The sequence below is a fragment of the Flavobacterium cheniae genome (assembly GCF_004363695.1).
GTDB classification, from domain to species: Bacteria; Bacteroidota; Bacteroidia; order Flavobacteriales; family Flavobacteriaceae; genus Flavobacterium; species Flavobacterium cheniae.
Window position 1 is genome coordinate 81,850 of record NZ_SNZC01000004.1, and the last position, 25,170, is coordinate 107,019.

At 31.8% G+C, this 25,170-nt stretch carries 19 protein-coding genes; 13 read left to right on the forward strand and 6 right to left on the reverse strand.

Going from position 1 to position 25,170, the window contains the following annotated elements:
* Positions 1 to 24: 24 nt before the first annotated feature.
* The gene (locus C8D80_RS10710) at positions 25 to 3,756 is read right to left on the reverse strand and encodes a PAS domain S-box protein (RefSeq protein ID WP_158633800.1); all 3,732 of its coding nucleotides are present in this window, start codon (positions 3,754 to 3,756) and stop codon (positions 25 to 27) included.
* A 744-nt stretch (positions 3,757 to 4,500) separates the two neighbouring features.
* Here C8D80_RS10710 and C8D80_RS10715 point away from each other — a divergent pair.
* From C8D80_RS10715 to C8D80_RS10735, 5 genes are all read left to right on the forward strand, one after another.
* Positions 4,501 to 6,672 (forward strand): S9 family peptidase, encoded by a 2,172-nt coding sequence (locus tag C8D80_RS10715; protein ID WP_133610224.1) that lies wholly within the window; start codon positions 4,501 to 4,503, stop codon positions 6,670 to 6,672.
* 25 nt (positions 6,673 to 6,697) lie between these two features.
* The gene (locus C8D80_RS10720; protein WP_133610226.1) at positions 6,698 to 8,206 is read left to right on the forward strand and encodes a peptide MFS transporter; all 1,509 of its coding nucleotides are present in this window, start codon (positions 6,698 to 6,700) and stop codon (positions 8,204 to 8,206) included.
* 79 nt (positions 8,207 to 8,285) lie between these two features.
* The gene (locus tag C8D80_RS10725; RefSeq protein ID WP_133610228.1) at positions 8,286 to 9,944 is read left to right on the forward strand and encodes a peptide MFS transporter; all 1,659 of its coding nucleotides are present in this window, start codon (positions 8,286 to 8,288) and stop codon (positions 9,942 to 9,944) included.
* Between the two features lies 1 nt (position 9,945).
* A complete protein-coding gene (locus C8D80_RS10730) occupies positions 9,946 to 11,427 on the forward strand; it encodes a peptide MFS transporter (protein ID WP_133610230.1) in 1,482 nt (493 codons plus the stop codon).
* 53 nt (positions 11,428 to 11,480) lie between these two features.
* Positions 11,481 to 11,948 carry a thioredoxin family protein gene (locus C8D80_RS10735; protein WP_133610232.1) on the forward strand — a complete coding sequence of 156 codons (468 nt, stop codon included), beginning with the start codon at positions 11,481 to 11,483 and terminating at the stop codon, positions 11,946 to 11,948.
* A gap of 3 nt (positions 11,949 to 11,951) precedes the next feature.
* On the opposite strand, the gene C8D80_RS10740 is transcribed toward C8D80_RS10735, so the two are convergent.
* The 3 genes from C8D80_RS10740 to surE all read right to left on the reverse strand — a co-directional run bounded on the left by C8D80_RS10740 (position 11,952) and on the right by surE (position 15,964).
* Positions 11,952 to 13,964, reverse strand: a complete 2,013-nt coding sequence (locus C8D80_RS10740; protein WP_133610234.1) for a ComEC/Rec2 family competence protein — start codon at positions 13,962 to 13,964, stop codon at positions 11,952 to 11,954.
* A gap of 105 nt (positions 13,965 to 14,069) precedes the next feature.
* On the reverse strand, positions 14,070 to 15,185 hold the full coding sequence (gene lpxB / locus C8D80_RS10745; RefSeq protein WP_133610236.1) for a lipid-A-disaccharide synthase: 1,116 nt from the start codon (positions 15,183 to 15,185) through the stop codon (positions 14,070 to 14,072).
* A gap of 11 nt (positions 15,186 to 15,196) precedes the next feature.
* Positions 15,197 to 15,964 carry a 5'/3'-nucleotidase SurE gene (gene surE, locus C8D80_RS10750; RefSeq protein ID WP_133610238.1) on the reverse strand — a complete coding sequence of 256 codons (768 nt, stop codon included), beginning with the start codon at positions 15,962 to 15,964 and terminating at the stop codon, positions 15,197 to 15,199.
* A 143-nt stretch (positions 15,965 to 16,107) separates the two neighbouring features.
* Here surE and C8D80_RS10755 point away from each other — a divergent pair, with 143 nt between their 5' ends.
* A complete protein-coding gene (locus C8D80_RS10755; protein WP_133610240.1) occupies positions 16,108 to 18,261 on the forward strand; it encodes a carboxy terminal-processing peptidase in 2,154 nt (717 codons plus the stop codon).
* A 65-nt stretch (positions 18,262 to 18,326) separates the two neighbouring features.
* Here C8D80_RS10755 and C8D80_RS10760 read toward each other — a convergent pair whose 3' ends face one another.
* Both C8D80_RS10760 and C8D80_RS10765 read right to left on the reverse strand, forming a co-directional pair.
* Complete coding sequence (locus C8D80_RS10760; protein WP_133610242.1) at positions 18,327 to 19,469, reverse strand: cystathionine gamma-synthase; 1,143 nt, start codon at positions 19,467 to 19,469, stop codon at positions 18,327 to 18,329.
* A gap of 67 nt (positions 19,470 to 19,536) precedes the next feature.
* Complete coding sequence (locus C8D80_RS10765; protein WP_133610244.1) at positions 19,537 to 19,992, reverse strand: DinB family protein; 456 nt, start codon at positions 19,990 to 19,992, stop codon at positions 19,537 to 19,539.
* Between the two features lie 80 nt (positions 19,993 to 20,072).
* Between C8D80_RS10765 and C8D80_RS10770 the strand changes: the two genes are divergently transcribed.
* The 7 genes from C8D80_RS10770 to C8D80_RS10800 all read left to right on the forward strand — a co-directional run bounded on the left by C8D80_RS10770 (position 20,073) and on the right by C8D80_RS10800 (position 25,160).
* Positions 20,073 to 20,429, forward strand: coding sequence for an arsenate reductase family protein (locus C8D80_RS10770; RefSeq protein ID WP_133610246.1), 357 nt, complete (start codon positions 20,073 to 20,075; stop codon positions 20,427 to 20,429).
* Entirely contained in the window at positions 20,422 to 21,309 is an 888-nt protein-coding gene (locus tag C8D80_RS10775) for a DMT family transporter (RefSeq protein ID WP_133610248.1), read from the forward strand. Before C8D80_RS10770 ends, C8D80_RS10775 begins: the two co-directional genes overlap by 8 nt.
* Before the next feature lie 77 nt (positions 21,310 to 21,386).
* Entirely contained in the window at positions 21,387 to 22,247 is an 861-nt protein-coding gene (locus C8D80_RS10780) for a YicC/YloC family endoribonuclease (protein ID WP_133610250.1), read from the forward strand.
* An 84-nt stretch (positions 22,248 to 22,331) separates the two neighbouring features.
* Positions 22,332 to 22,646, forward strand: coding sequence for a hypothetical protein (locus tag C8D80_RS10785; RefSeq protein ID WP_133610252.1), 315 nt, complete (start codon positions 22,332 to 22,334; stop codon positions 22,644 to 22,646).
* A gap of 12 nt (positions 22,647 to 22,658) precedes the next feature.
* A complete protein-coding gene (gene gmk, locus C8D80_RS10790; RefSeq protein WP_133610254.1) occupies positions 22,659 to 23,231 on the forward strand; it encodes a guanylate kinase in 573 nt (190 codons plus the stop codon).
* Positions 23,232 to 23,328: 97 nt separating this feature from the next.
* Positions 23,329 to 23,910, forward strand: coding sequence for a nicotinate (nicotinamide) nucleotide adenylyltransferase (nadD, locus tag C8D80_RS10795; protein ID WP_133610256.1), 582 nt, complete (start codon positions 23,329 to 23,331; stop codon positions 23,908 to 23,910).
* 83 nt (positions 23,911 to 23,993) lie between these two features.
* Complete coding sequence (locus C8D80_RS10800) at positions 23,994 to 25,160, forward strand: iron-containing alcohol dehydrogenase (RefSeq protein ID WP_133610473.1); 1,167 nt, start codon at positions 23,994 to 23,996, stop codon at positions 25,158 to 25,160.
* The last annotated feature ends 10 nt before the right edge of the window (positions 25,161 to 25,170 follow it).

Here is a 25,170-nt window from a genome sequence, read left to right on the forward strand (position 1 = left end):
TAGAAGGCAAAGATACTAATTGGATTAATTAGGAAGACTATTTATCCATTTAAATAAAGTGGTTTCAAATAAAATTTTATCAATTGGTTTAATAATAAAATCATTCATCCCAACTTCTAAACATTTTTCTTTTTCACCCGTTATAATTCCTGCGGTAATGGCGATAATAATAGTGTTTGGATTTGTTTTTCTTATTTCAGTTGATGCTTCGTAGCCATTCATTATTGGCATTTGAATGTCCATAAAAATAATATCAGGTTTGTTTTCTAATGCTAAATCAACAGCTTCTTGACCATTTCTTGCTTCATAAATGATGCAATTTGGCACTCTGTTTAATATTAGAGTTTTGGTCAACAACATGTTTATTTTGTTGTCATCTACAATTAAAATTTTAGCAGTGTTATATAAAACCTCTTGTTTGTTAGAAAGAATTTGTTGTTTTTTTCCTGAATTATTTCGGTTTAAATAATTCTGTAAAGCATCATGTTTTATTGGTTTTATAATGCTTTGTACGTTTTTATTGGTTCCAATTTCATTAAATTTCGAATTAGAATTTTGCATTACAATTATGGATATGGAAGGCAAATCATTTAACTCCTTTAGGATGTTAATTGTTATTTTTATAGACAAATATTCTAAATCTAAAAGCAATAAATCGTAATTATTTTTGGAAATAAAAGCAGCAATGTTTTCTAAGTCATTTTGATAAACATCAGCATCGATAGTAAAGCTTTGCAACATATTTTGGATTAATGACGCTACCAATTGATTGTCCTCAATAATTAAAGCTTTTTTAAAGTTGTGCTTATTTGTATTTAAATGGTTGTTACAAAATTCAGATTTTAAGTCTAATTCAAAACTAAAAGTAGAACCAACATTAGGTTCGCTATCAATTTCTAATTTACTGTTCATTAATTTAAGAAGGCTGTTTGTAATGGTTAACCCAAGTCCAGTTCCTCCATAATTTCGTGTTGTAGAATTGTCTTCTTGTGTAAAAGCTTCTAGAATTTTTTTCTTGTTTCCTTTTTTGATTCCGATACCAGTATCTTTAACGCTAAATTTGATTTTTGATGAGCTGTCGTTAATATTGGTAGACGAAACTTCTAATTCGATTTGCCCATTTTGAGTAAATTTAATAGCGTTATTAAGTAAGTTTTGTAAAATTTGTTTTAGTCTAATTTCATCTACCCAAATGGCGCAATGTACTTCTTTATGAATGTTTACAATGAGTTCTAGGTTTTTTTGATGCGCCATGAATTTCATCATATCTACACATTGATTGATGATGGTATGTAAACTTGTTTTTTCGTTAATAATGATTAATTTTCCAGCTTCAATTTTAGAGATATCTAAAATATCATTTACTACATCTAATAAGGTAGAAGCGGATTGATTAACCGTTTCTAAATGTTGCTTTTGAATTTCGGTTAAATCAGAACCTAATAGTAAATTGCTAAATCCTATAATTCCGTTTAATGGGGTTCGGATTTCATGACTCATATTGGCTAAAAATTCTGATTTTGCTTTGTTTGAAGATTCGGCTAATTCTTTTGCAATTACTGCTTCTTCAGCTACTTTTCTTTCGGTAATATCAATTAATACACCTTCAATATAGGCTACTTCGTTGTTTATGATGATTCCTTCTCCGTATTCTTCAACCCATACATATATTCCGTCTTTTTTTCTAATTCGACAGGTTACTTTGTAAGGTTTTCTCTTTTGTAAAGCTTCGTCAATAATGAGTCTTAATTTTTCTTCTTCTTCAGGGTGATAAAGATCAAGTAATGAAATTTTATTACTCATAAAATCATCACGATGATATCCAGTAAGTTTTTCTATTTCGTCATTTAAATAGACTTTTGTTCTTGCTTCATCGTATTTAACTAAAAAAACAGAAGCAGGAATATTATTGGCTAATAGTCTAAATTTTTCTTCACTTTCAGCAATTGCTTTTTCATTGTTGATTCTTATAATGGTTGAAGAAATATTGTTTGATAGCGTAAGAAGAATACTAATTTCTTCATCTGTCCAAATGCGTTCATTTTTACAATCATCAAAGCCAATGAAACCAATGAAAGTTTCCTTATCAAAAAGAGGAATTATTAAAATAGAAACAATGTTTTGGTCTATTAATAAATCTTTAAAATCACCATCAGGTATGTTTTTTATTAGGTTTATGTAAGGTTTTTTACTTAAAAGAATTTGCATAAAATCTGAAAATGCCTCTTGCGGTATATTTTGAAGTTCTGGATTATCTATTTCTGCTAAATCGGTTTCAGACACCCATTCAAAACGTTGGCTCATTAAATTTGTTTTGATGTCATTTTCAAAATAATATAGGCGATCTACTTTTAATACTTTACCTATTTGTTCAATTGAAGCATCAAAAATCTGGTCTTTATCTTTGTGAATTAAAAGGTTGCTAGTAACGTTTGCAATTGCAGTTAAAATTTCATTTTTATAAATGATCTGATTTTCAGCATTTTTTCTTTTTGTGGTTTCAATTGCAAGCGCTATGATTTCAGCTACAGTTTTTGAGAAATTAATGTCTTCATTTGTCCAATATCTATTCTCGTGAGTTGCTTCTAAACATAAAATATTATTTAAATCTCCGCCTATATATATTGGAATATCTAACAACGATTTGATATCGTATTTAGGAAAATATTCTGTTGTAAATTCCTTTAAAGAGTCGTCTTTATAAACATTTGAAGCAATGATTATAGGTTCAGATTCAATGTTTGAAATGTAGGTACTGATATTTGTTTTAGGGATTTTTAAGTCGGCATAATGTTTTTCTTCACTATGAACATAAATATTTTTCAAATCAATATGATCTTCATTGAAATCCCAGAGCGCCACACGATCGATTCGTAATCCGATAGCGGTTTCTTTACAGATATGTTTTATTAAATCATCTAAGCTTGGAAATGTTAAAAAATTTAATGTTGAAAGTTTGTTGGATATAGAATTTAATCTACTAATTTCTTCAACTCGTTTGTGTTCTTCAAGTTCTATAAGTTTGGTGCTGGTAATATCTCTAATGATGCAGGAAAAACCAGAAACTGTATCATTTTCATCTCTTTTGATAGTTACTTTTTGTGACACCCAAATTTCATCGCCATTTTTTTTAATTATGGGGAATTCTAAAATATCAAATTCATCTGTTTCTGAGATAGAATCGACATAAAATTTTGATACGGTGCTTTTGAAATCATCTCTAATAAAATCACTAAAGTGTCTTCCTAAAAGCTCTTCTAATCTATAGCCTAATGTTTGAATTGAAAATTTGTTAGCATAGATTATATTGCCATATCGATCACTTTCATAAATGATGTCTTTGGCATTTTGAATCAAATTAGCATATTTTGTTTCCAGACTAATTTTAGAAGTTACATCTTGACCAGTAGCAACGTAAGTATTGTTAGTTTGTTTAAAGTCGGTCCACTGTATGAACTTATAATCGCCGTTTTTACACTTTAATTTTCGGAAATAAACAGCATTTGGTTTGAATTTATTAGTATAATCAACCGATTCAAATTCAGCATCTTCTGTTAAATGCCAAAAAGCCTTTCCTAAAACTTCGTCTGGACTATATCCTAGGATTTTAGTTATTGAATCATTACAATAAAGTACATTCCCCATGCTGTCAGTAGCAATAATAATCGAGTTTGTGTTGTTTATAATATCTTGTGTGAAAATTAGTCTTTCGTTTGCTTTAATGTTTCGTATTATTTGGCCTAAATGAATGATCATAATAATAAACAAAGCATTTATTAGGGTTACAATGTTTATTGTTTCTTCATTTTTTAAAAGGGTAAGAAAGAATAACAGAATGAAGTTAATGCCAATAAAAATTAGATATGTAGTAAATCGTTTAAAAATTGCAAAAGCAAAAAACAGCAGTAATAGATATTTTGAAAACAAAAGAAAGTTCATGTTTTCTTTAAAAAAACCATAAATTACAGATAAAAGCAGTAAATAAAAACAAATTCTAAAAATGGTGTAACTGTATTTGGCTATTTCTTTTTTTGATGTTATTATGAAAATAAAAACACAAAAAGCACCAATGAGAAATTCAAAATAGGAATTAACACTTTTAGATTCATTAAAAATCAAATAGAATAATTCTGCAACCGGAAAAATTAATCCGAGATACAAAAAATAATAGCGATATTGCGAATTAGAATGGTGATTTACGGTGTTTCTTAAAGTTCGAAAATCAATATTAGACGATTTTAATTGAAAATTAAAAAACAACCCAAAAACGGTAAGCAGTAAAATTAAATAAAGTAAAACATACAAATTAGCAACCACTAAAGCGTTGGAAAAAAAAAAGAATCCATTTTGAAGTGTTACTTCCATTTATTTATCTTGCCATTTCAAACATAAATGTAGTTAAATATTTTTTAAAAATCAAAAACTTTATTAAATGAAGTTAAAATTATGGTTAATTCATATATTTTCACTAAAATTGGGGTCTTTAAGAACATATTTATTATGAAAAAATACAGTTTAGCAGTATTGCTTTTTGTAGTGAGCTCATTATCAGTTGTAGCTCAGCAAAAAATTACTTTAGAAGAAATTTGGGGCGGTGCCTTCAGAACTAAAGGGATGGATGCTTTGAGTGCCATGAAAAACACCAACCAATATACGGTGTTAAATTATGACAGAAATTCTAAAAGTTATCAAATCGATTTGTATGATTTTGCAACTTTAGAAAAAGTAAGTACACTTTTTGATACTAAAAATCACTCAGAAGTATTATCAATCGATAGTTATTCATTTGATAAAAATGAGAAAAAGATTTTAATTGCTACTAAATCAAATCCTATTTTCCGTCATTCTTTTACTGCCGAATATTTTATTTACGATATTCCTTCAAAAACGGTAAGTAGTTTTACTACTAACGCTATTCAAGAGCCTGCTTTTAGCGCTGATGGAACTAAAATTTCATATGCTTTTGAAAACAATTTATATGTTCATGATTTAGTATCGAGAGCAAGTATTCAAATTACTAATGATGGTAAAAAGAACAAAATCATCAATGGTATTACGGATTGGGTGTATGAAGAAGAATTCGCATTCGTAAAAGCTTATGATTGGAACGTTACAGGAACAAAAATTGCTTACATTAAGTTTGATGAAACCGAAGTGCCAGAGTTTTCAATGGATATGTACAACGAAGGATTATATCCAACACAAACCGTTTTCAAATATCCAAAAGCGGGTGAGAAAAATGCAATCGTTTCTTTACATATTTTCGATTTAAAATCAGGAACTACTAAGAAAATCAACTTGGGAGATTATAAAGATTTTTATATTCCAAGAATCAAATGGACGAATGACGCGGCTACTTTAAGTGTTCAAGTAATGAATCGTCACCAAAATAATTTAGACTTACATTTTGTAGATGCTAACGCAGGGACTACAAAAATTGTTTTAAACGAAAAAGATGCGGCTTATGTTGATGTTACTGATAACTTAACTTTCTTAAAAGACAATAGTTTCATTTGGACATCAGAAAAAGATGGTTTCAATCATATTTACCACTACGACAGAGCTGGTAAATTGAAAAAACAAATTACTTCTGGAAAGTGGGAAGTAACTAATTATTACGGATTTGATGAAAAATCTGGAATGGTTTATTATCAATCGGTAGAAAATGGTTCTATCAACAGAGACGTTTATGCTATTAAAGTAGACGGAAAATCAAAAGTGAGATTGTCTTCTAAAAAAGGAACTAATTCAGCAACATTCAGCCCGAATTTTCAATTCTTTATCAATACGTATTCAAGTGCTACTTCAGCACCAACTTACACTTTAAACGATTCAAAAACTGGAGCAGTTGTTAAAACAATAGTTTCTAATGAAGCAGTTGAAACTAAATTGGCAAAATATGATGTAACTCCAAAAGAGTTCTTTGTATTAACTACAGAAAAAGGTCACCAATTAAACGCTTGGATGATTAAACCGAAAAACTTTGATGCTACTAAGAAATATCCAGTTTTCATGTTTCAATATTCAGGTCCAGGTTCACAACAAGTTGCAAACACTTGGAACGGAACTAATGATTATTGGTTTATGATGTTAGCACAACAAGGTTACATTGTAGCATGTGTTGACGGAAGAGGAACAGGTTTCAAAGGAGCTGCTTTCAAAAAATGTACACAAAAAGAATTAGGAAAATACGAAGTTGAAGACCAAATCGATGCAGCTAAAGTAATTGGAAAATATAACTACGTTGACGATTCAAGAATCGGAATTTTTGGTTGGAGTTATGGCGGATTCATGTCGTCAAACTGTTTGTTCCAAGGTGCTGATGTATTCAAAATGGCAATCGCTGTTGCTCCAGTAACTTCTTGGAGATATTACGATAGTATTTACACAGAGCGTTACATGCAAACTCCGCAAGAAAATGCAAGTGGTTACGATAATAATTCACCAATTAATCACGTAAGTAAATTAAAAGGAAACTTTTTATTAATTCATGGAACTGCTGACGATAACGTACATGTTCAAAACACCATGAAAATGGTAGAAGCATTAGTTCAAGCTAACAAGCAATTTGATTGGGCAATTTATCCAGACAAAAACCATGGAATTTACGGTGGTAAAACACGATTACAATTGTACACAAAAATGACGAATTTTATTAAAGAAAAATTATAATAAACCAATAACTAAAACTAATTATATGGAAAACAATGCTGTAAAAACTGGACATCCTAAAGGGTTGTACTTTTTATTCTTCACAGAAATGTGGGAGCGATTCAGTTACTATGGAATGAGAGCCATCTTTATTCTATTCATGACAAAAGTATTATTGATGAAAGATGCCGATGCTTCTGAAATCTACGGAAGTTATACCGGTTTAGTATATCTAACACCTCTTTTAGGAGGTTACTTGTGTGATAAATATTTAGGAAACAGAAGAAGTATTATTATCGGAGGTCTGTTAATGGCAATTGGTCAATTCTTTATGTTTTTTAGTGCTTCAGTTGGAGTTAATGGTGGAGTTTCGTTGATGTGGATGGGTTTAACTGCAATTATTATTGGAAATGGTTTCTTTAAGCCGAATATTTCAACAATGGTAGGACAATTATATCCTGCAAATGATAGAAGAATTGATAGTGCATTTACTATATTTTACATGGGAATCAATTTAGGAGCTTTCTTTTCTCCTTTAGTTTGTGGTTCTATGGATTTTAAATGGGGATTCTTAGCAGCAGGTATTGGAATGTTAATTGGTCTTGTAGCTTTTATATTAGGTCAGAAAAAATATTTAATTTCTGAGGAAGGAAAAGAAATTGGATTGGTAGTTAAGAAATTAGATGCAAAAAGTATTGCAATGATTATTGGTTCAATAGCAATTATCTTCTTTATGTTGAACTTCAAACAAATGTTTAAAAGCGATGTGGATATCATTAGCTATTTCATTTATGGAGCAATGGTTGCTATGCCAATTTTAATCTTTAGTGATAAAAGTTTAACCAAAATTGAAACACAGAGAATTACAGTGATTTTCCTTTTAGCGTTTTTCGTGATTTTCTTTTGGGGAGCTTTTGAACAAGCAGGAGCTTCATTAACTTTATTTGCTGATAGACAAACAGAAAGAACTGTTTTTGGATGGGAAATGCCTGCGTCTTATTTTCAATCTGTAAATCCATTAGCTGTTATTTCTTTAGCTCCAATTATGACGATTGTTTGGGGATTCTTATATGCTAGAAAATTAGAGCCGTCTTCTCCAAAGAAAATGGCAATTGGACTTGGTTTAGTAGCTTTAGGATACGTAGTAATTGCAATCGCAGTTAAAGGTTTAGGGTTGGGTGATAAAGTTTCAATGTGGTGGTTAATTGGTCTTTATGTAATTCATACTATTGGAGAATTATGTTTATCACCAATTGGATTATCAATGGTTTCTAAATTAGCACCATTACGTTTATCATCTTTAATGATGGGAACTTGGTTCTTAGCAAATGCTGCGGCTAACAAATTTGCAGGAACATTAAGTGCTTTGATTCCTGGTGGTGAAGATGGTACTGGAGGAGCAACTTCATTTATAGGTTTTCAAATTACTAATTTATATGAATTCTTCATTTTGTTCATCATCATGTCGGGAGCTGCTGCAGCCATTCTTTTCGTACTGAGTTCTTGGTTAGAAAAAAGAATGCACAACGACCATATTGAAGGTCAAACAGAATAAGTGATAAAATAAAATATTTTTTATATCTTTCAAACCTACAAGAAACCCTTGTAGGTTTGTTTTTTTAATACAATAAATTATGTGGAAAAGTCATCCTAAAGCATTGCCTTACTTGTTTTTATCTGAAATGTGGGAGCGTTTCGGTTACTATTTAATGATTGGTATTTTTACCCTATATCTTAAAGATGTTGAAGCCGGATTCGCTATGACCGAGAAAGAAGCATCCGATTTATACGGAACTTTTATCGCTTTGGTATTTTTAACGCCTTTCATCGGAGGTTTAGTTGCCGATAGATATTGGGGCTACAAAAAATCTATCGTAATTGGTGGTATTATGATGGGAGCGGGTTATTTCATGATGGGAATTCATGATATTACAATGCTTTACATTGCCATGACTTTAGTTATTGTAGGGAACGGTTTTTTCAAACCAAATATCTCAACACTTTTAGGTAACTTCTATACTGAGGATAAATTCAAAGACAAAAAAGATGAGGGTTACAATATTTTCTACATGGGAATTAATGTTGGAGCGTTCATTTGTAACTTCTTTGGAGCTGCTTTGCAAATTTTATTAGGTTGGCAATATGCCTTCATGGCGGCTGGAGTTGGAATGTTCATTGGTGTAATTGTTTTCTTATTAGGAACAAAACACTACGGAAATCAAACTGATAAAAAAGGAGTACAACCTGGCGACATGCCTTTTTATAAAATTGTACTTTTCATTTTATTACCATCAGCAGTTTTTGGAGTAATTGGATGGTTATTAAAAGGAGTAACTTCTGAAGCAAATCCTGGGGGATATATTTTTGGTTCGGATAGTACTGATGCTTTTATATTTGCCTGTATTCCAGTTATTTTCTTCTACGGAAGTTTGTACTTCAAAGCTAAAGTGGAAGACAAAAGACCAATCGGAGCTTTATTAACCATTTTCGCAGTGGTAATTTTATTCTGGGGAGTTTTCAAATTGAATGGTTCAGCACTAAATACTTGGGCAGACCGTTATACAGATAGAGAAATTACAGGAACCACTCAAACGGTTTTTAATGGTTTAAAATTGGCCAAAGAAGTAGAATACAAAAAAGACACGGTTGAATTATACGATGCCAGTTTCCGTATTCAAAAAGTGGATGGAGAAGTTCAAAAAACGGTAGATTATCCTGTTTATTTCAGAAACGTAGCAAAAGATAAATTACCTGAAGAAGGAGCAACAGTTTCGCTTTGGGCAACCAATTTAAGTCAGTCGATTAATCCTGGTTGGGTAATTATTTTAACGCCATTAGTCGTAGCTTTTTTCACATTCTTAAGAAGCAGAAAGAAAGAACCTTCAACACCAACCAAAATTGCATTTGGATTATTAATTTCAGCTTTGTCAGTTTTAGTAATGATTGCTGCTGTAAATATGGGAGCAAACGGTTCTGAAAAAGTAAGTGTTTGGTGGTTAGTGGCTAATTACGGAGTAATCACCATTGGAGAATTATTCTTAAGTCCGATGGGATTATCGGTAGTTTCTAAATTGAGCCCAACGAATATTACTTCATTAATGATGGGCGGTTGGTTTTTATCAACTTCAATCGGAAATAAATTAAGTGGTGTATTAGCAAGTCTTTGGGATACTTATGACAACAAACAAGATTTCTTTTGGATTAACTTCGGATTATTAATGTTTGCTACAATGTTGATGTTCATTTTATTGAAACAACTAAACAAAGTAATGCAAGAAAAAGGAATTCACTAAGATGCAAGCAACTCAAACTATAGAAGAAATTCAAAATTTTGAAGGAAAATATCCAAAACAACTTTGGTATTTATTCTTTAGCGAAATGTGGGAGCGTTTCTGTTTCTACGGAATGCGCGGTATGTTAACTTTTTTCATGGTTCACGAATTGTTCATGAAAGAAGATGTGGCTAATTTACAATATGGAGCAACACAAGCCTTCGTTTATGCTTTTACATTTGTTGGGGGATTATTTGCTGATAAAATTCTAGGATATAGAAAATCGCTTTTTTGGGGAGGAATTATGATGATTATAGGGAGTGCAATTTTAGCATTCGATCCCAAGCAATTCTTTTTCCTTGGAATAGCTTTTACTGTAATTGGAACTGGTTTTTTTAAACCTAATATTTCTACTATGGTAGGAACATTATACAAAGCGAATGATGCAAGAAGAGATGCTGGTTTCTCATTGTTTTATTCTGGGATTAATATTGGTGCTCTTTTAGGAGGTTACGCTTGTATTTATTTAGGTAAAAATTATTCTTGGAACTTAGCTTTTGGTTTAGCAGGAATTGTAATGACAATTAGTTTAGTTACTTTTCTATTTACGCAAAAAAGTATGGCAAATATTGGACTTTCTCCTTTATTGCATCTGCAAGATTCGAAAAGAAAATTATATGAATATGCAACGTATATTGGAACAATAGTAGCTATTCCACTAATTATGACAATGGTTTCCAATCCAGAATATACTGATTATTTCATGTACACAATCGGACCAATTACATTGTTGTATTTGGTTTACGAAATGCGAAATTTTTCAATTCAAGAAAATAAAAAATTAATTGCCGCAATGGTGTTTATTGTTTTTTCAATTTTCTTTTGGGCATTTTTTGAGCAAAGTGGTGGTTCATTGAGTTTGTTTGCTGCTAATAATTTAGATAGTGATTTTTTAGGTGTTAATTTAGATCCAAATGGAGTAAATAATGCAGCTAATTCTTTATTCGTAATCATTTTTGCACCACTTTTAGGATTGGTTTGGGTTTGGTTGAATTCAAGAAAAGCCGAACCTAATACGGTTGTTAAATTTGGTTTAGGATTTTTGTTTTTAGCTTTGGCTTTTTACACGTTTTATTTCACTCGATTTTTTGCTAATATTGATGGAATGACTTCGTTGGAAATTTTTACATTGGCATATTTCATTATTACATTTGGAGAACTTTGTTTATCACCAATCGGGTTGTCGATCATGACCAAACTATCACCATTAAAATTACAAGGAGTAATGATGGGAATGTGGTTTTTAGCAAGTGCTTACGGGCAATATGTCGCTGGTATTTTAGGTGCTGGAATGTCAAGCGCTAATGAAAATGCCTCAAAGGCAGAAAAGCTAATTACTTATACAGATGGCTATCAACAATTAGCTATTTATGCCTTAATCGCAGGGGTTGTTTTAATTGCGATATCACCTTTAGTTAAAAAATTAATGCAAGAAGTTAAGTAGTTAACATTTTCTGGCATCTAATTTGCTTAATTTTGTTTTATAAAATTTAAAATATGAAGAAGATTTTAGTAATAGCGTTTTTAACTTTGACTAGTATGTCAATTCAGGCGCAAGAAGAATTAACTTGGCATACAGATATGTCAAAAGCAACGGATATTTCTATAAAAGAAAATAAACCTATGTTCTTGTTTTTTACAGGTTCTGATTGGTGCGGATGGTGTATTCGTTTGCAAAAAGAAGTTTTCAAAACCCCAGAATTTATCAAATGGGCAAAAGATAATGTGGTTTTAGTGGAATTAGATTTTCCAAGAAAAAACAATCAAACTGACGCGGTAAAACTTCAGAATGCACAATTACAGCAACAATTACAAGTAAATGGTTATCCAACTGTTTGGTTTGTAAGTGCTACAAAAACGGCAGAAGCTAAAATAAATTTAAATGCTTTAGGAAGTTCTGGTTATGTAGCTGGTGGTCCAAAAGTTTGGATTGACGGCGCTAATCAGATTATTCAGAAAAAATAAGAATTATTTTAATCTATAGAATCCCTTTTCGGCAATAGCATGAAAAGGGATTTTTTCTTTTCTACAAGTCGCTTCCCAAGCTTTAATGGTGTTTTTGTAGTTGCTTTTGTCTGCTACAATTAGCTTTGGTTTAGTTTCTTGAATTAATCGGGTAAGATTGATCTTTGGATTCTGAGTTAGTACTATAATTTCAGGACGAATTGAGGTTTTATATATTCCTAAACTATCAATAACTAAAATTCTTTTATTCTGAAATGAAATCGTGTTTTGTAATGGGAAAATGCGCAACGAATCAGAAAATGTCCCTCGGGTGTAGTGATGTAAAGTAGCGTTGTGATTTTCAGGAATGTCGCTAAAAGCAATTACATTATTTTTATTTTTGATGCCAATCAGGGTTGTTTTTTCGTTAAAAATCACCAATTCACTGCTGTTGTTTTCGCTCAATTTTATACTGATGTAACTAAGTTGAAAGAGTAAAAGTGTTCCCAAAATATATTTTATGTTTTTATCTTTTATATGATAAAGCCAATACACAAAAGTAATTATAACTAAATATAACGAAAAAGTCAACCAACCTGAAAACGAAATATTGGTAATGATACCACTTTTAAATTGGGCAATCCAATGAATGTAATTGTTCATGAATTGAATGCTGAATTCTAAAATTTTTCCAAGAAAAACCGCAACAGAAGGAAGAATATAATTAAGTGGTAAAATCACAATTCCAGCAATTAAAACCAAACTCGAAAGTGGAATAATTACCAAATTCGCTAATAAAAACAACAATGGCAATTGATTGAAATAATACAAGCTCAAAGGCAAAACCCCAATTTGTGCTGCTAATGAGACTAGAATAGTATCGATAAAGTAAACCACAATTTTATTGTCTGTAAAATAAAATTTTTTGTAAAAAGGTTGAAACAATACAATCGATAAAACAGCAGCATAACTTAATTGAAAGCCAATATCGAAAATGGCATTTGGTTTTACTAATAAAATAAGAAAAGCAGAAATTGCTAAAGCATTATAAATCGCCTTCGGTTGGTTAAAGTAATTTCCAATACTAATAAAAATGAATAATGTTACGGCTCTTGTTACCGATGCAGGCAAACCGGTAAGCAAAGCAAACAACCATAAAATCCCCAAGACAATCAATAATTGAATTTCTGCTCCAAATTTTACTCTTTTTAAAGGTTTCAATAAGAACACAATAAAGAAGTAAATGATGGAAATATGCAAACCCGAAATAGCTAAAATGTGAATCACACCAGCATTGGAATAATCGGCAATGGTTTCTTTGTCTAATTCCAATCGTTGTCCTAAAATTAAAGCGTCAATAATGGCTTTGGTTTTGGGTTTAAAATGATGAATGTCGAAACTTTTGCTGAGATTATTTCTTAATGTTTCAATATAAAAATCAATCGTTTTATGTGTTTGAATGATTTTAATTTGATTTTCATTCGTGTAAATTTGATGAAATACGTTTTGCTTTTCTAAATATTTTGAATAGTCAAATTGGTACGGATTGAAAGCTTTAGGAACAGGATAAACGGCATTATTTAACCAAATTTCATCTCCACAATGTAAGGTTTCATTGTTTGTTTTCGGAACATAAAGTAATAGTTGCCCAGAAGCTATTGAATCATTAAAATGCGAAAGTGTAATAAAATATTTGTTGTATTTTTCATTTGGTTTTAATGTAGTTGAAACGATTGCGCGAATTGAATTCGTTTCCTCAAATGACTTTTTAGAGTAATGATTTTTCGAATTTAAATCGGAATGAATATAAAAACTCATCATTCCTAAAGTAAAGGCGAGTAGGTAAGTGGCAATTCCAAAAAGAGTATTTTGAAGCAAAGCTTTTTTACTTTTCCAAAATAGAAAACAAAAAATCCCTAAACACAAAAACAATGAAACAATAAGAGTTGATAAACTCCATTGCAAGTTATATTCTGCAATAATACCTATCGCAAAACTAATGGTAATGGTAAGTAAAGGAAACTTAAATACTTTCAATCACTGTTGTTTTTGAAGTAGTATTTAGTTTTAAGGAGTTGGGACTTCTCATCCCAAAAATATAAAAAATCAGTTAAGTTTCTAATAAAATGATAAGAATCTTCTTTATTTTTTAAAAGAATTTACAATCAATTCGGCTGTTTTTTTGCTAGCGCCTTCTCCTCCTAATTTTTGTTTCAATTCGGTATAATTGTTCAATAACACAGCGCGACTTTCGGAATTTAGAATTTTATTCAATTCTAATTTTAAGTTTTTTGTATTCAATTCTTCTTGAATTAACTCTTTAACCACTTCTTTGTCCATGATTAAATTCACCAATGAAATGTATTTTAGAGTGATGATACGTTTTGCAATTTGATACGAAATGTAGCTTCCTTTATAACAAACCACTTCAGGAACATTAAATAAAGCGGTTTCTAAAGTTGCCGTTCCCGAAGTTACCAAAGCAGCATGAGAATGACTCAATAAATCATAAGTTTTATTCGAAATAAATTTCACGTTTTCATTCGTTAAAAATGTTTTGTAAAATTCATATTCCTGACTAGGAGCTCCAGCAATTACAAACTGATAATCTGGAAAATCTTTCACTACCGAAAGCATAATCGAAAGCATTTTGGAAATTTCTTGCTTGCGACTTCCTGGTAATAAAGCTATAATTGGTTTTTCAGATAACTGATTTTCTTTTCTGAATATTTCATCCGAAACTTCAGTTCTACTTGCAATAGCGTCAATTAGTGGATGTCCAACAAAATGAACAGGGAAGTTGTGCTTTTTCTCATAAAAATCTTTTTCAAACGGAAGAATAACGTACATAAAATCCACATCACGTTTGATGGCTTTGATACGATTTTCTTTCCAAGCCCAAATTTGAGGCGAAATATAATAATGAGTCGGAATGTTTCGTTCTTTTGCCCAGGTCGCGATGCGCATATTAAATCCGGGATAATCGATAAAAATAATCGCATCAGGTTGAAACGCTTCAATGTCTTTTTTGCAGATTTTGATGTTGTTCAAAATGGTTTTTAGATTCATGATAACTTCAATAAATCCCATGAAAGCCAATTCACGATAGTGTTTGACTAAAGTTCCACCAACATTTTGCATCAAATCGCCACCCCAAAAACGAATTTCGGCTGATGGATCTTTTTCATACAAAGCTTTCATCAAATTTGAACCATGTAAATCGCCCGAAGCTTCTCCTGCTATGATATAATATTTCATTATTTTTTCCTTTATAATTCCCAAGAATTTAATTGTTGCATCGCATGATGTGCAGTTAAATCAAACTGAACAGGAACAATTGAAATGTATCCATTTTCTAGAGCCCATTCATCAGTATCGGTTCCTTTGTCTAAATTGACAAATTTACCAGTTAGCCAATAATATTCTTTTCCTTGTGGATTTGTTCTTTTATCAAATTCTTCTTGCCACATAGCTTTCGCTTGACGACAAATTTTTACTCCTTTTATTTCTTCTTTGCTTAATTTCGGGAAATTAACATTCAAAATTACACCTTCAGGTAAACCATTTTTCAAAACTTCAGATGCAATTTGTTTAACATGAGTTTTAATTGGCTCAAAATCGGCATCCCAACTATAATCTAACAATGAAAATCCGATTGCAGGAATGCCTTCGATTCCAGCTTCAACAGCAGCACTCATCGTTCCAGAATAAATTACATTGATAGAAGAATTAGAGCCATGATTGATTCCAGAAACACATAAATCGGGTTTTCTTTTTAGTATTTCGTTTACTGCAATTTTTACGCAATCTACTGGAGTTCCACTGCAACTGTATTCTTGTTCAAGTTCTTTATCTAAATGTACTTTTTCTAGTTTTAAAGTGTTGTTAATGGTAATCGCGTGTCCCATTGCGCTTTGTGGACTATCAGGAGCTACAACTACAACATCACCAAGTTCTTTCATTACTTCAATTAAAGCGCGAATTCCCGGTGCAACAATACTATCGTCGTTAGTTATTAGTATAAGTGGTTTTGACATTCTTCGTACATTTTTTGCTAAATTAAATAATTTAAACCAAAACCTTTTTTTTGTATGCCTATTTTTGTTGGTTTAACAAAAAATTATAGTATTTTGCACACTTGTGGCACGATTTTTTGTTTAATTTAGTTGAAAATTTTTCAATGAAACGAATAGTGGAATTTATGAAAAGAAATTATAAGGTTATATTGTTGGTAACTGCTTTATCAGCAATATTATGGAGTTTTGTTCCTAGTGAAAAAAAGGAAGACCCAGAAAAAGACAAACTTTTGTTAGAACTGCTAACTTTTGTTTTAGAAAAAGGACATTATAGTCCGGTTGAGTTAAATGATGACTTTTCTAAAAAAGTGTACAGTAAATATTTGAACAATATTGACCCAACAAAACGATTCTTTTTACAAAGTGATATAGATGAGTTCAGTAAATATGAAACTCAAATTGATGATATGATTAAAAATAAAGATTTAACATTCTTTAATTTAACTAATTCTCGTTTGTTGAAAAGAATGAAAGAATCTAGAGCTATTTATGAAGAAATTTTAGATAAGCCTTTTGATTTCAAGATTAATGAAAGCATAAATGTAGATTATGAAAAACTGCCATTTAGTAAAAATAAATCTGAATTAGTTGACAGATGGAGAAAGCAATTAAAGTTGTCTGCGCTTTCTTCTATTACAGATAAAGAGCAAATTGAGGAAGATAAAAAGAAAAATGATCCCAAATATGAAGTAAAATCATTTGAGACGCTTGAAAAAGAAGTTAGAGAAAATTCTTTAAAATCTTTAAATGAATATTTTGATTTTATTGAAAAAGAGTTAGAAAGAGACGATTGGTTTGCAATATTTTTAAATTCAATTGTAGAACGTTTTGATCCACATACATTCTATTTTTCTCCAGATGATAAAGAGAAATTTGATGTAAGTATGAGTGGAACTTTCCAAGGAATTGGTGCGCGTTTACAAAAGAAAGAATCTGGAGTTGAAGTTTCAGAATTAATTTCTGGTGGTCCGGCTTGGAGAGGAAAAGAATTAGAAGCTGGAGATTTAATCCTTAAAGTAGCTCAAGGAAAAGAGGAGCCACTTGATATTGCAGGAATGCGTTTGGATGATGTAGTGAAAAAAATCAAAGGACCTAAAGGAACAGAAGTTCGATTAACAGTTAAAAAAGTTGACGGTACAATAAAAGTTATTTCAATTATTAGAGATGAAGTTGAAACTGAAGAAACGTTTGCTAAATCTAGTGTAGTTGAGAAAGATGGTAAAAAATATGGAATTATTTATTTGCCAAAATTTTATATCAGTTTTGAAAACAAAGAAAATCGTGATGCCTTCAAAGACGTCGCAGCTGAAATCGAAAAATTAAAAGCACAAAACATCGATGGTCTTGTTATGGACTTGCGCGATAATGGAGGAGGTTCTTTGGAAACAGTTGTTAAAATGGTAGGATTGTTTATTCCAGAAGGGCCAATTGTTCAAGTAAAAGCTCCAGGAAGAAACCCTGAAATTTTACCAGACCCAGATAAAAGAGTACAATATGATGGTCCGCTTGTAGTAATGATTAATAATTTTTCGGCATCAGCTTCTGAAATTTTTGCTGCAGCAATTCAAGATTATAAACGCGGAATTGTTGTTGGTAGTAAGCATTCTTATGGTAAAGGAACTGTTCAAAATATGATTGATTTAAATCAATTTATTAGAGGTAATTCTTATGGTGATTTAGGAGCCTTAAAAACAACAATTCAGAAATTTTATAGAATTAATGGAGGCTCAACACAACGTGAAGGAGTAAAAAGTGATATTGTTTTTCCAGATCGTTTCGCCTATTTAGATATGGGAGAACGTGATGAAGAAAGTGCATTACCTTGGGATAAAATAGAACCTGCAAAATACCAACCGTTAAATATTAACTATGATAATGTAATTGCAAATAGTAAGAAAAGAATTGCTGCTAATCCAACTTTTAATCTTATTGATGAAAATGCAAAATGGATTTTTGAACGTAAAGATGAAAATGATTTCAGTTTAAATTTAAACGAATTTAATAAAGAAATTGCAGTTGCAGATGAGAAGATTAAGAAGTTTAAAGCTATCTCAGACTATAAAAATAAGTATCAGTTTACTTCTTTACCCGATGAAGTTGCGCTGTTTGAAAAAGACACGTTATTGAAACAAAAAAGAGAGCGTTGGCATGAAGACATGCAAAAGGATATTTATATGGAAGAGACTTTAAATGTCATATCTGATATTAAATTGTTAACTAAAGCAAAAGGATTTACTCAGAAATTGAGTATGAATTAATAAAGTAAAAGGAACAAAAAAACCCGATTCGTGAGAATCGGGTTTTTTGTTTTTAGTTGTTTCTACTAGTTAAAAGCTTGTTCTAAATCAGCTAATAAATCTTCGATATCTTCAATTCCAACACTCAAACGAACTAAATCATCTGAAATACCTACTTCTTTTCTCTTGTCTTCTGGAATAGAAGCATGTGTCATCAAAGCTGGGTGATTCGCTAACGATTCAACTCCTCCTAATGATTCTGCCAAAGTAAATACTTTTAAATTTTCTAAGAATTTAATCGCATCTTCTTTTTTACCTGACTTGAAAGTAAATGTTACCATTCCTCCAAAACCACTCATTTGCTTTTTAGCAATTTCATGAAATGGATGAGAAGCTAATCCCGGATAATACACTCTTTCTACTAAAGGATGATTGTCTAAATATGCTGCAACTTTTTCGCCATTTTCACAATGACGTTGTACGCGTAAGTGCAATGTTTTGATTCCTCTTAATACTAAGAAAGAATCCATAGGTCCTAATGTTGCACCTGTTGCGAATTGTTTGAAATGTAATTCTTCGCCTAATGCTTTGTCTTTGATGATTAATGCTCCTGCAATAACATCTGAATGTCCTCCTAAATATTTAGTTGCCGAATGCATCACGATATCTGCACCTAAATCTAATGGTTTTTGTAAATATGGCGTTGCAAAAGTATTGTCTACAGCAAATAAGATATTGTGCTTTTTAGTAATCTGAGCAATCGCAGCTATATCCGCTAATTTCATTAATGGATTAGTCGGTGTTTCAACCCAAACTAATTTTGTGTTTTCATTGATTAACGATTGGAATTTCTCCAAATCATTCATATCTACAAAATGGAATTTGATACCGCTATCTTTATATAATCTTGTAAACAATCTATATGTTCCACCGTATAAATCGTCCATAGCGATGATTTCGTCACCTGCTTTGAACATGCGTAACAAACAATCGGTTGCTGCTAATCCTGAAGAAAAAGCTAAACCTCTTGCTCCATTTTCGATACTTGCTAAAGCCTCTTCTAAAGCGGTTCTTGTTGGATTTGCTGCTCTACTGTACTCGTAATCACCAATTGGTTTTCCAGGACTTGATTGTACATAGGTCGATGTTTGAAACACCGGAGGCATTACCGCTCCCGTTACTTTTTCATGATGTTGTCCACCATGTATCGTTTTTGTATTGAATTTCATTTTAAAAAATTTTTACAAAGGTAAATAAAAGTTGTTTGATGCTGCTTTTTGAATCGTTAACAATTCGCTAAATATATTTTTTAATCGACATCATAATTCCCAAATGAATGCCTTCATGATAATTGTTAAATTCCATGGCTTCTTTCAATGTTCCCAAATGAAATCCGGTTTTGGTTTGATACGGATGAAATTCTTTGAAAACGCCTGCTTCAAAATCGGATTTGGTTTTTCCAACCATTTCGGATAGTAATTTCTTGATTTCATCAACTTCTGCTTGCGTAGTTTTTCCATCTGGTCGTGAACCATTTTGATATTTCTCAAAAAGCGATTCTGGAATATACATTGGTAAACCTGATAAAGCATAAACCAATTTCTGTTGGGAAACTACAACGTGACCCAAATTCCAAATCAGATTATTACTCATTCCTGCTGGAATTGTATTGAGTTGCTCTAATGAATAATTATCAAAAAACTTCAAATAAATATTTCTGCTGGTTTCCCAAATTCTGAAAGTTGCATTCATCTCTAATTTTTTTATAAAATTACTGATTTTTAGAATTCAAAAGGCTGTATTTTTGTGCCAGAAAATGAAAAACCAATAAAATGAACAAGATATACTATTTGGCTTCGTGTGATACGTGCCGAAAAATCATTAAGTCATTACCAAATTCAAATAAATTAACGTTTATTGATATTCGTCAAAATCCAATTTCGGAAAGCGATTTGGAAGAAATGTACCAACTTTCAGGAAGTTACGAAGCGCTTTTTAGCAAAAAAGCGCAATTATATAAATCGTTAGGTTTAAAAGATAAAAATCTAACCGAAGCCGATTACAAAAAATATCTTTTAGAACATTACACGTTTTTGAGTCGTCCTGTTGTTCTTTTTAATGATGAAATTTTTATCGGGAACACGCAACCCAATGTCCTTAAATTAACGAAAGCCCTTCAAAGTGTCTAAAAGAAATTGGGCATTATTTGCCGCTACCTTAGTTTCCATTATTTACGGCGTAACCTTTACGATTGCTAAAGATGTTATGCCTAAATATGTTGACGCTTTCGGATTTATCGTCATGCGTGTTGGTGGTTCGGTAGTTTTATTTTGGCTGATTTCCTTTTTTGGACCCAAAGAAAAAATTGCCAAAGAAGATTTTCCTCGAATTATTGCTGCTGCGTTCTTCGGAGTTGCTTTTAATATGCTAACTTTTTTCAAAGGATTGAGTTACACTTCACCCATTATGGGAGCTGTTTTGATGGTTACTACGCCGATGATTGTTTTGGTTTTATCTGCATTCATCATGAAAGAACGAATGGAAAATCGAAAAGTTTTAGGAATCATTCTAGGCTTAGCTGGTACCGTAACTTTAATTCTCTACGGAAAATCATTGGTAAACGCAACAAACGCAAGTTTAGGAAATTTATTGGTTTTTGTAAATGCGGTTTCATACGGATTTTACCTCATCATCGTGAAGAAATTAATGGATAAATACAATGCCTTCACCTTCGTGAAATGGATTTATACCTTTGGATTCTTGATGGTATTACCTTTTGGTTGGGGCGAATTTCAAGCTATAGATTTCGTTAATTTACCAACGGATATTTTCTGGAAAATTGGTTTCGTAGTGGTGTTTTCAACGTTCTTAACGTATTTGCTAAATTTAGTTTCCATGCGCGAATTAAAACCCACAACTGTAGCGGTTTTCATTTATTTACAACCACTTTTTGCCACTATTTTCGCTGTAAGTTTAGGAAAAGACGACTTGAGTTTAGTAAAATTGATTTCGGCGGTGTTGATATTTGTCGGTGTTTATTTGGTAACCCAAAAGAAATCTGCTTCATAATCAGAATTTCTTTACTGAACACTAAAAACTGAACACTGAACACTTTTTCTTATCTTTGAAGACATTTTTATAACAATATGATACAATCCATGACGGGTTTTGGGAAAGCTTCTTTGCAATTACCAACCAAAAAAATTACCGTAGAAATCAAATCACTAAACAGTAAAGGTTTAGACTTAAATACGCGAATGCCATCGGTTTTTCGTGAGATGGAATTGGGTTTACGCAATCAAATTTCGCAACGTTTAGAGCGTGGAAAAGTTGATTTTTCGCTTTATGTGGAAGTAACTGGCGAAGAAACGACTTCAAAAATCAATGTACCAATTATAAAAGGGTACATCAATCAAATGAAAGCCGTGATTCCAAATGCAGATGAAACGGAATTAATGAAAATGGCAGTTCGTATGCCCGATGCTTTAAAAACAGAGCGCGACGAAATTGATGAAAACGAATGGAAACAAATCCAAACCGTGATTGATGAAGCGTTGGAAAATATCGCGAATTTTAGAAAAGACGAAGGTGCTTCATTAGAAAAAGAATTCCAATTGCGTATCGGAAATATCAATAATTTAATGACCGAAGCGGTTTCTTATGATGCTGAACGCGTTGAAACGGTAAAAACTCGTTTAAGAACTGCTTTAGATGAATTAAAAGTCAATGTTGATGAAAATCGTTTCGAACAAGAATTGATTTTTTATTTAGAAAAATACGACATTACTGAAGAAAAAGTACGTTTGGGCAACCATTTGAGCTATTTCTTAGAAACTTTAAATGGAACGGAAGCTAACGGAAGAAAATTAGGTTTCATCACACAAGAAATGGGAAGAGAAATCAACACCATGGGTTCGAAATCCAACCACACCGAAATGCAAAAATTGGTGGTAATGATGAAAGATGAATTGGAGAAAATTAAGGAGCAAGTTTTGAATGTATTGTAATCGGATAAGATGGGAATTATTCTATTGTTTTATTTTATTATCATTTTTGTAATTATAGGATTATCCATTTTACAGATTTTTAAATTGAGAAAAGAAATCAATTTTAATAAAACAATATTTTACAGCATTTTAGTATCAATACTTTTTTTACTCATTACCGATTTAAAATATGCAAATTCAAAGGAAGTATATGCTTTCGAACCTTTTTTTCTGATTCCATTTATGACAATAGTTATTCCTTTTGTTTTGGGAGCTATTCTAAATGTTTTAAAAAAAGAAAAATTAAAAATTATTTCTAATTCATTAATAATTAGTATTTTAATTTCAATTATAGTAATGATAATTTTTAATGAATATTTAGATGTAATCGAAAGGTTTAACTTGAAAATTTATTATTAAACACACAACACAATGACCAACGGAAAATTATTAGTATTCTCTGCGCCATCGGGTTCAGGAAAAACCACTATAGTACGACATTTATTAGCCCAACCCGATTTGAATTTAGAATTTTCAATTTCATGTACAACACGCGAACCACGTGGCGAAGAAGTACACGGGAAGGATTATTATTTCATCTCTTGGGACGAATTCAAAAAGCATATTAAAGCGGAAGATTTTGTGGAATGGGAAGAAGTATATACCGATAATTTCTACGGCACTTTAAAAGCCGAAGTAGAACGCATTTGGGCTTTAGGAAAACACGTAATTTTTGATATTGACGTCGCAGGCGGATTGCGTATTAAAAGCAAATTTCCAAACGAAACCTTAGCCGTTTTTGTAAAACCACCAAGTGTTGACGAATTAAAACGTCGTTTAAAACAACGTTCTACTGAAAGCGAAGACAAAATCAACATGCGTATCGCAAAAGCATCGGTAGAATTAGCAACTGCACCACAATTTGACACCATCATCAAAAATTATGATTTAGATGTGGCAAAAGAAGATGCGTACAAATTGGTAAAGGATTTTATTAGTAAATAAAAAGTATAGCACAAAGTCTCACTAAGTTTTGCACCAAGTAGCACAAAAAACTTCGTGAAACTCTGTATAAAACTTCGTGAAACTCTGTGTAACAAAAATGAAAATAGGTCTGTATTTCGGAACGTTTAATCCCATTCACATTGGGCACTTAATTATTGCCAATCATATGGCAGAGCATTCTGATTTGGATCAAATTTGGATGGTGGTTACACCGCACAATCCGCATAAGCAAAAAAGTTCGTTATTAGATGATTACCATCGTTTGCATATGGTGCATTTAGCAACGGAAGATTTCCCAAAAATCCAACCTTCGGATATAGAATTCAAATTACCACAGCCGAATTATACCGTAAATACCTTAGCGCATTTACAAGAAAAATTTCCAAAACACGAATTTTCTTTAATCATGGGCGAAGACAATTTGAACTCGCTCCACAAATGGAAAAACTACGAAGTTATTCTTAAAAATCATGATATTTATGTTTATCCGCGACTAAATTCAGGTGAAATTGATGAGCAATTTATCAATCATGCAAAAATTCACAGAGTTGGTGCGCCAGTAATTGAATTATCCTCAACCTTCATTCGCGAAAGCATTAAAAAAGGTAAAAATGTAGTGCCGATGTTACCGAATAAAGTTTGGGAATATGTGGAGCATAATATGTTTTATAAGAAATAGATTAACATTCCTTTACCATTCGTTCCCAATCCCATTGCGTAACTTTGTCGAGATGCTGAACTAAATTCAGCATGATAATTATTATGCTAAACTTCGAATTATACAATCCTGTAAATTATGTCTTTGGAAAAGGGCAAATTGAAAAACTAACTGAATTAGTTCCTTCAAATACTAAAATCCTTATCGCTTATGGTGGCGGAAGTATCTTTAAAAATGGCGTTTACGATCAAGTAAAAGCGGCTTTACCTAGTCACGATATCTTAGAATTTGGCGGTATCGAACCAAATCCTCGTTTTGAAACCTTGATGAAAGCAGTTGAAATTATTCGTGCTGAAAAAATCGGATTTATTTTAGCTGTTGGTGGAGGAAGTGTGATTGATGGTGTGAAATTTATTTCGGCAGCTGTGAATTTTGAAGGTGACGAAGCCGATATTTTAAAAAAACGTATTTTATTTAAAGATGTTTCTAAAGTAATTCCTTTTGGAACAGTTTTAACCTTGCCAGCAACAGGTTCTGAGATGAATTCAGGTGCTGTGGTTACGATTGAAGCTACGCAAGAAAAATTAACGCTTGGCGGAAGCGCTTTGTTTCCAGTATTTTCAATTGTGGATCCAACCGTGATTACTTCATTACCAAAAAGACAATTGCAAAACGGTGTTGTGGATGCATTCACACACGTTATGGAGCAATATTTGACCTATACTCACGATGCTTTATTGCAAGACCGAATTTCAGAAAGTATTTTACAAACATTAATTGAAATTGGTCCCGATGTAGTGGAAAACCCGAGTGATTATAAATTGGCTTCCAACTTTGTTTGGAGTGCCACCATGGCGTTAAATGGCTTAATTCAAAAAGGTGTTCCTTCGGATTGGGCAACGCACATGATTGGTCATGAATTAACGGCTTTATACGAAATTGATCATGCGAGAACTTTGGCTATAATTGGACCCAATTTATACCGCGTCATGTTCGACACGAAAAAAGAGAAATTAGCACAATACGGGCAACGCGTTTGGAACATTCAAGGCAATTCAACTGAAGAAATTGCAGAAAAAGCGATTGAAAAAACCGTTGATTTCTTCCACAAAATGGGCATGAGAACCAAAATTTCAGAAAACGCAGAAAACATCGAAAAAACAGCCGATTTTATCGTAAAACGTTTCGAAGAAAGAGGTTGGAAAGCTATGGGTGAAAAGCAAAACATCACTTTAGAAAAAGTGAGAGCTATTGTAGAAATGAGTTATTAAAAAATACCTA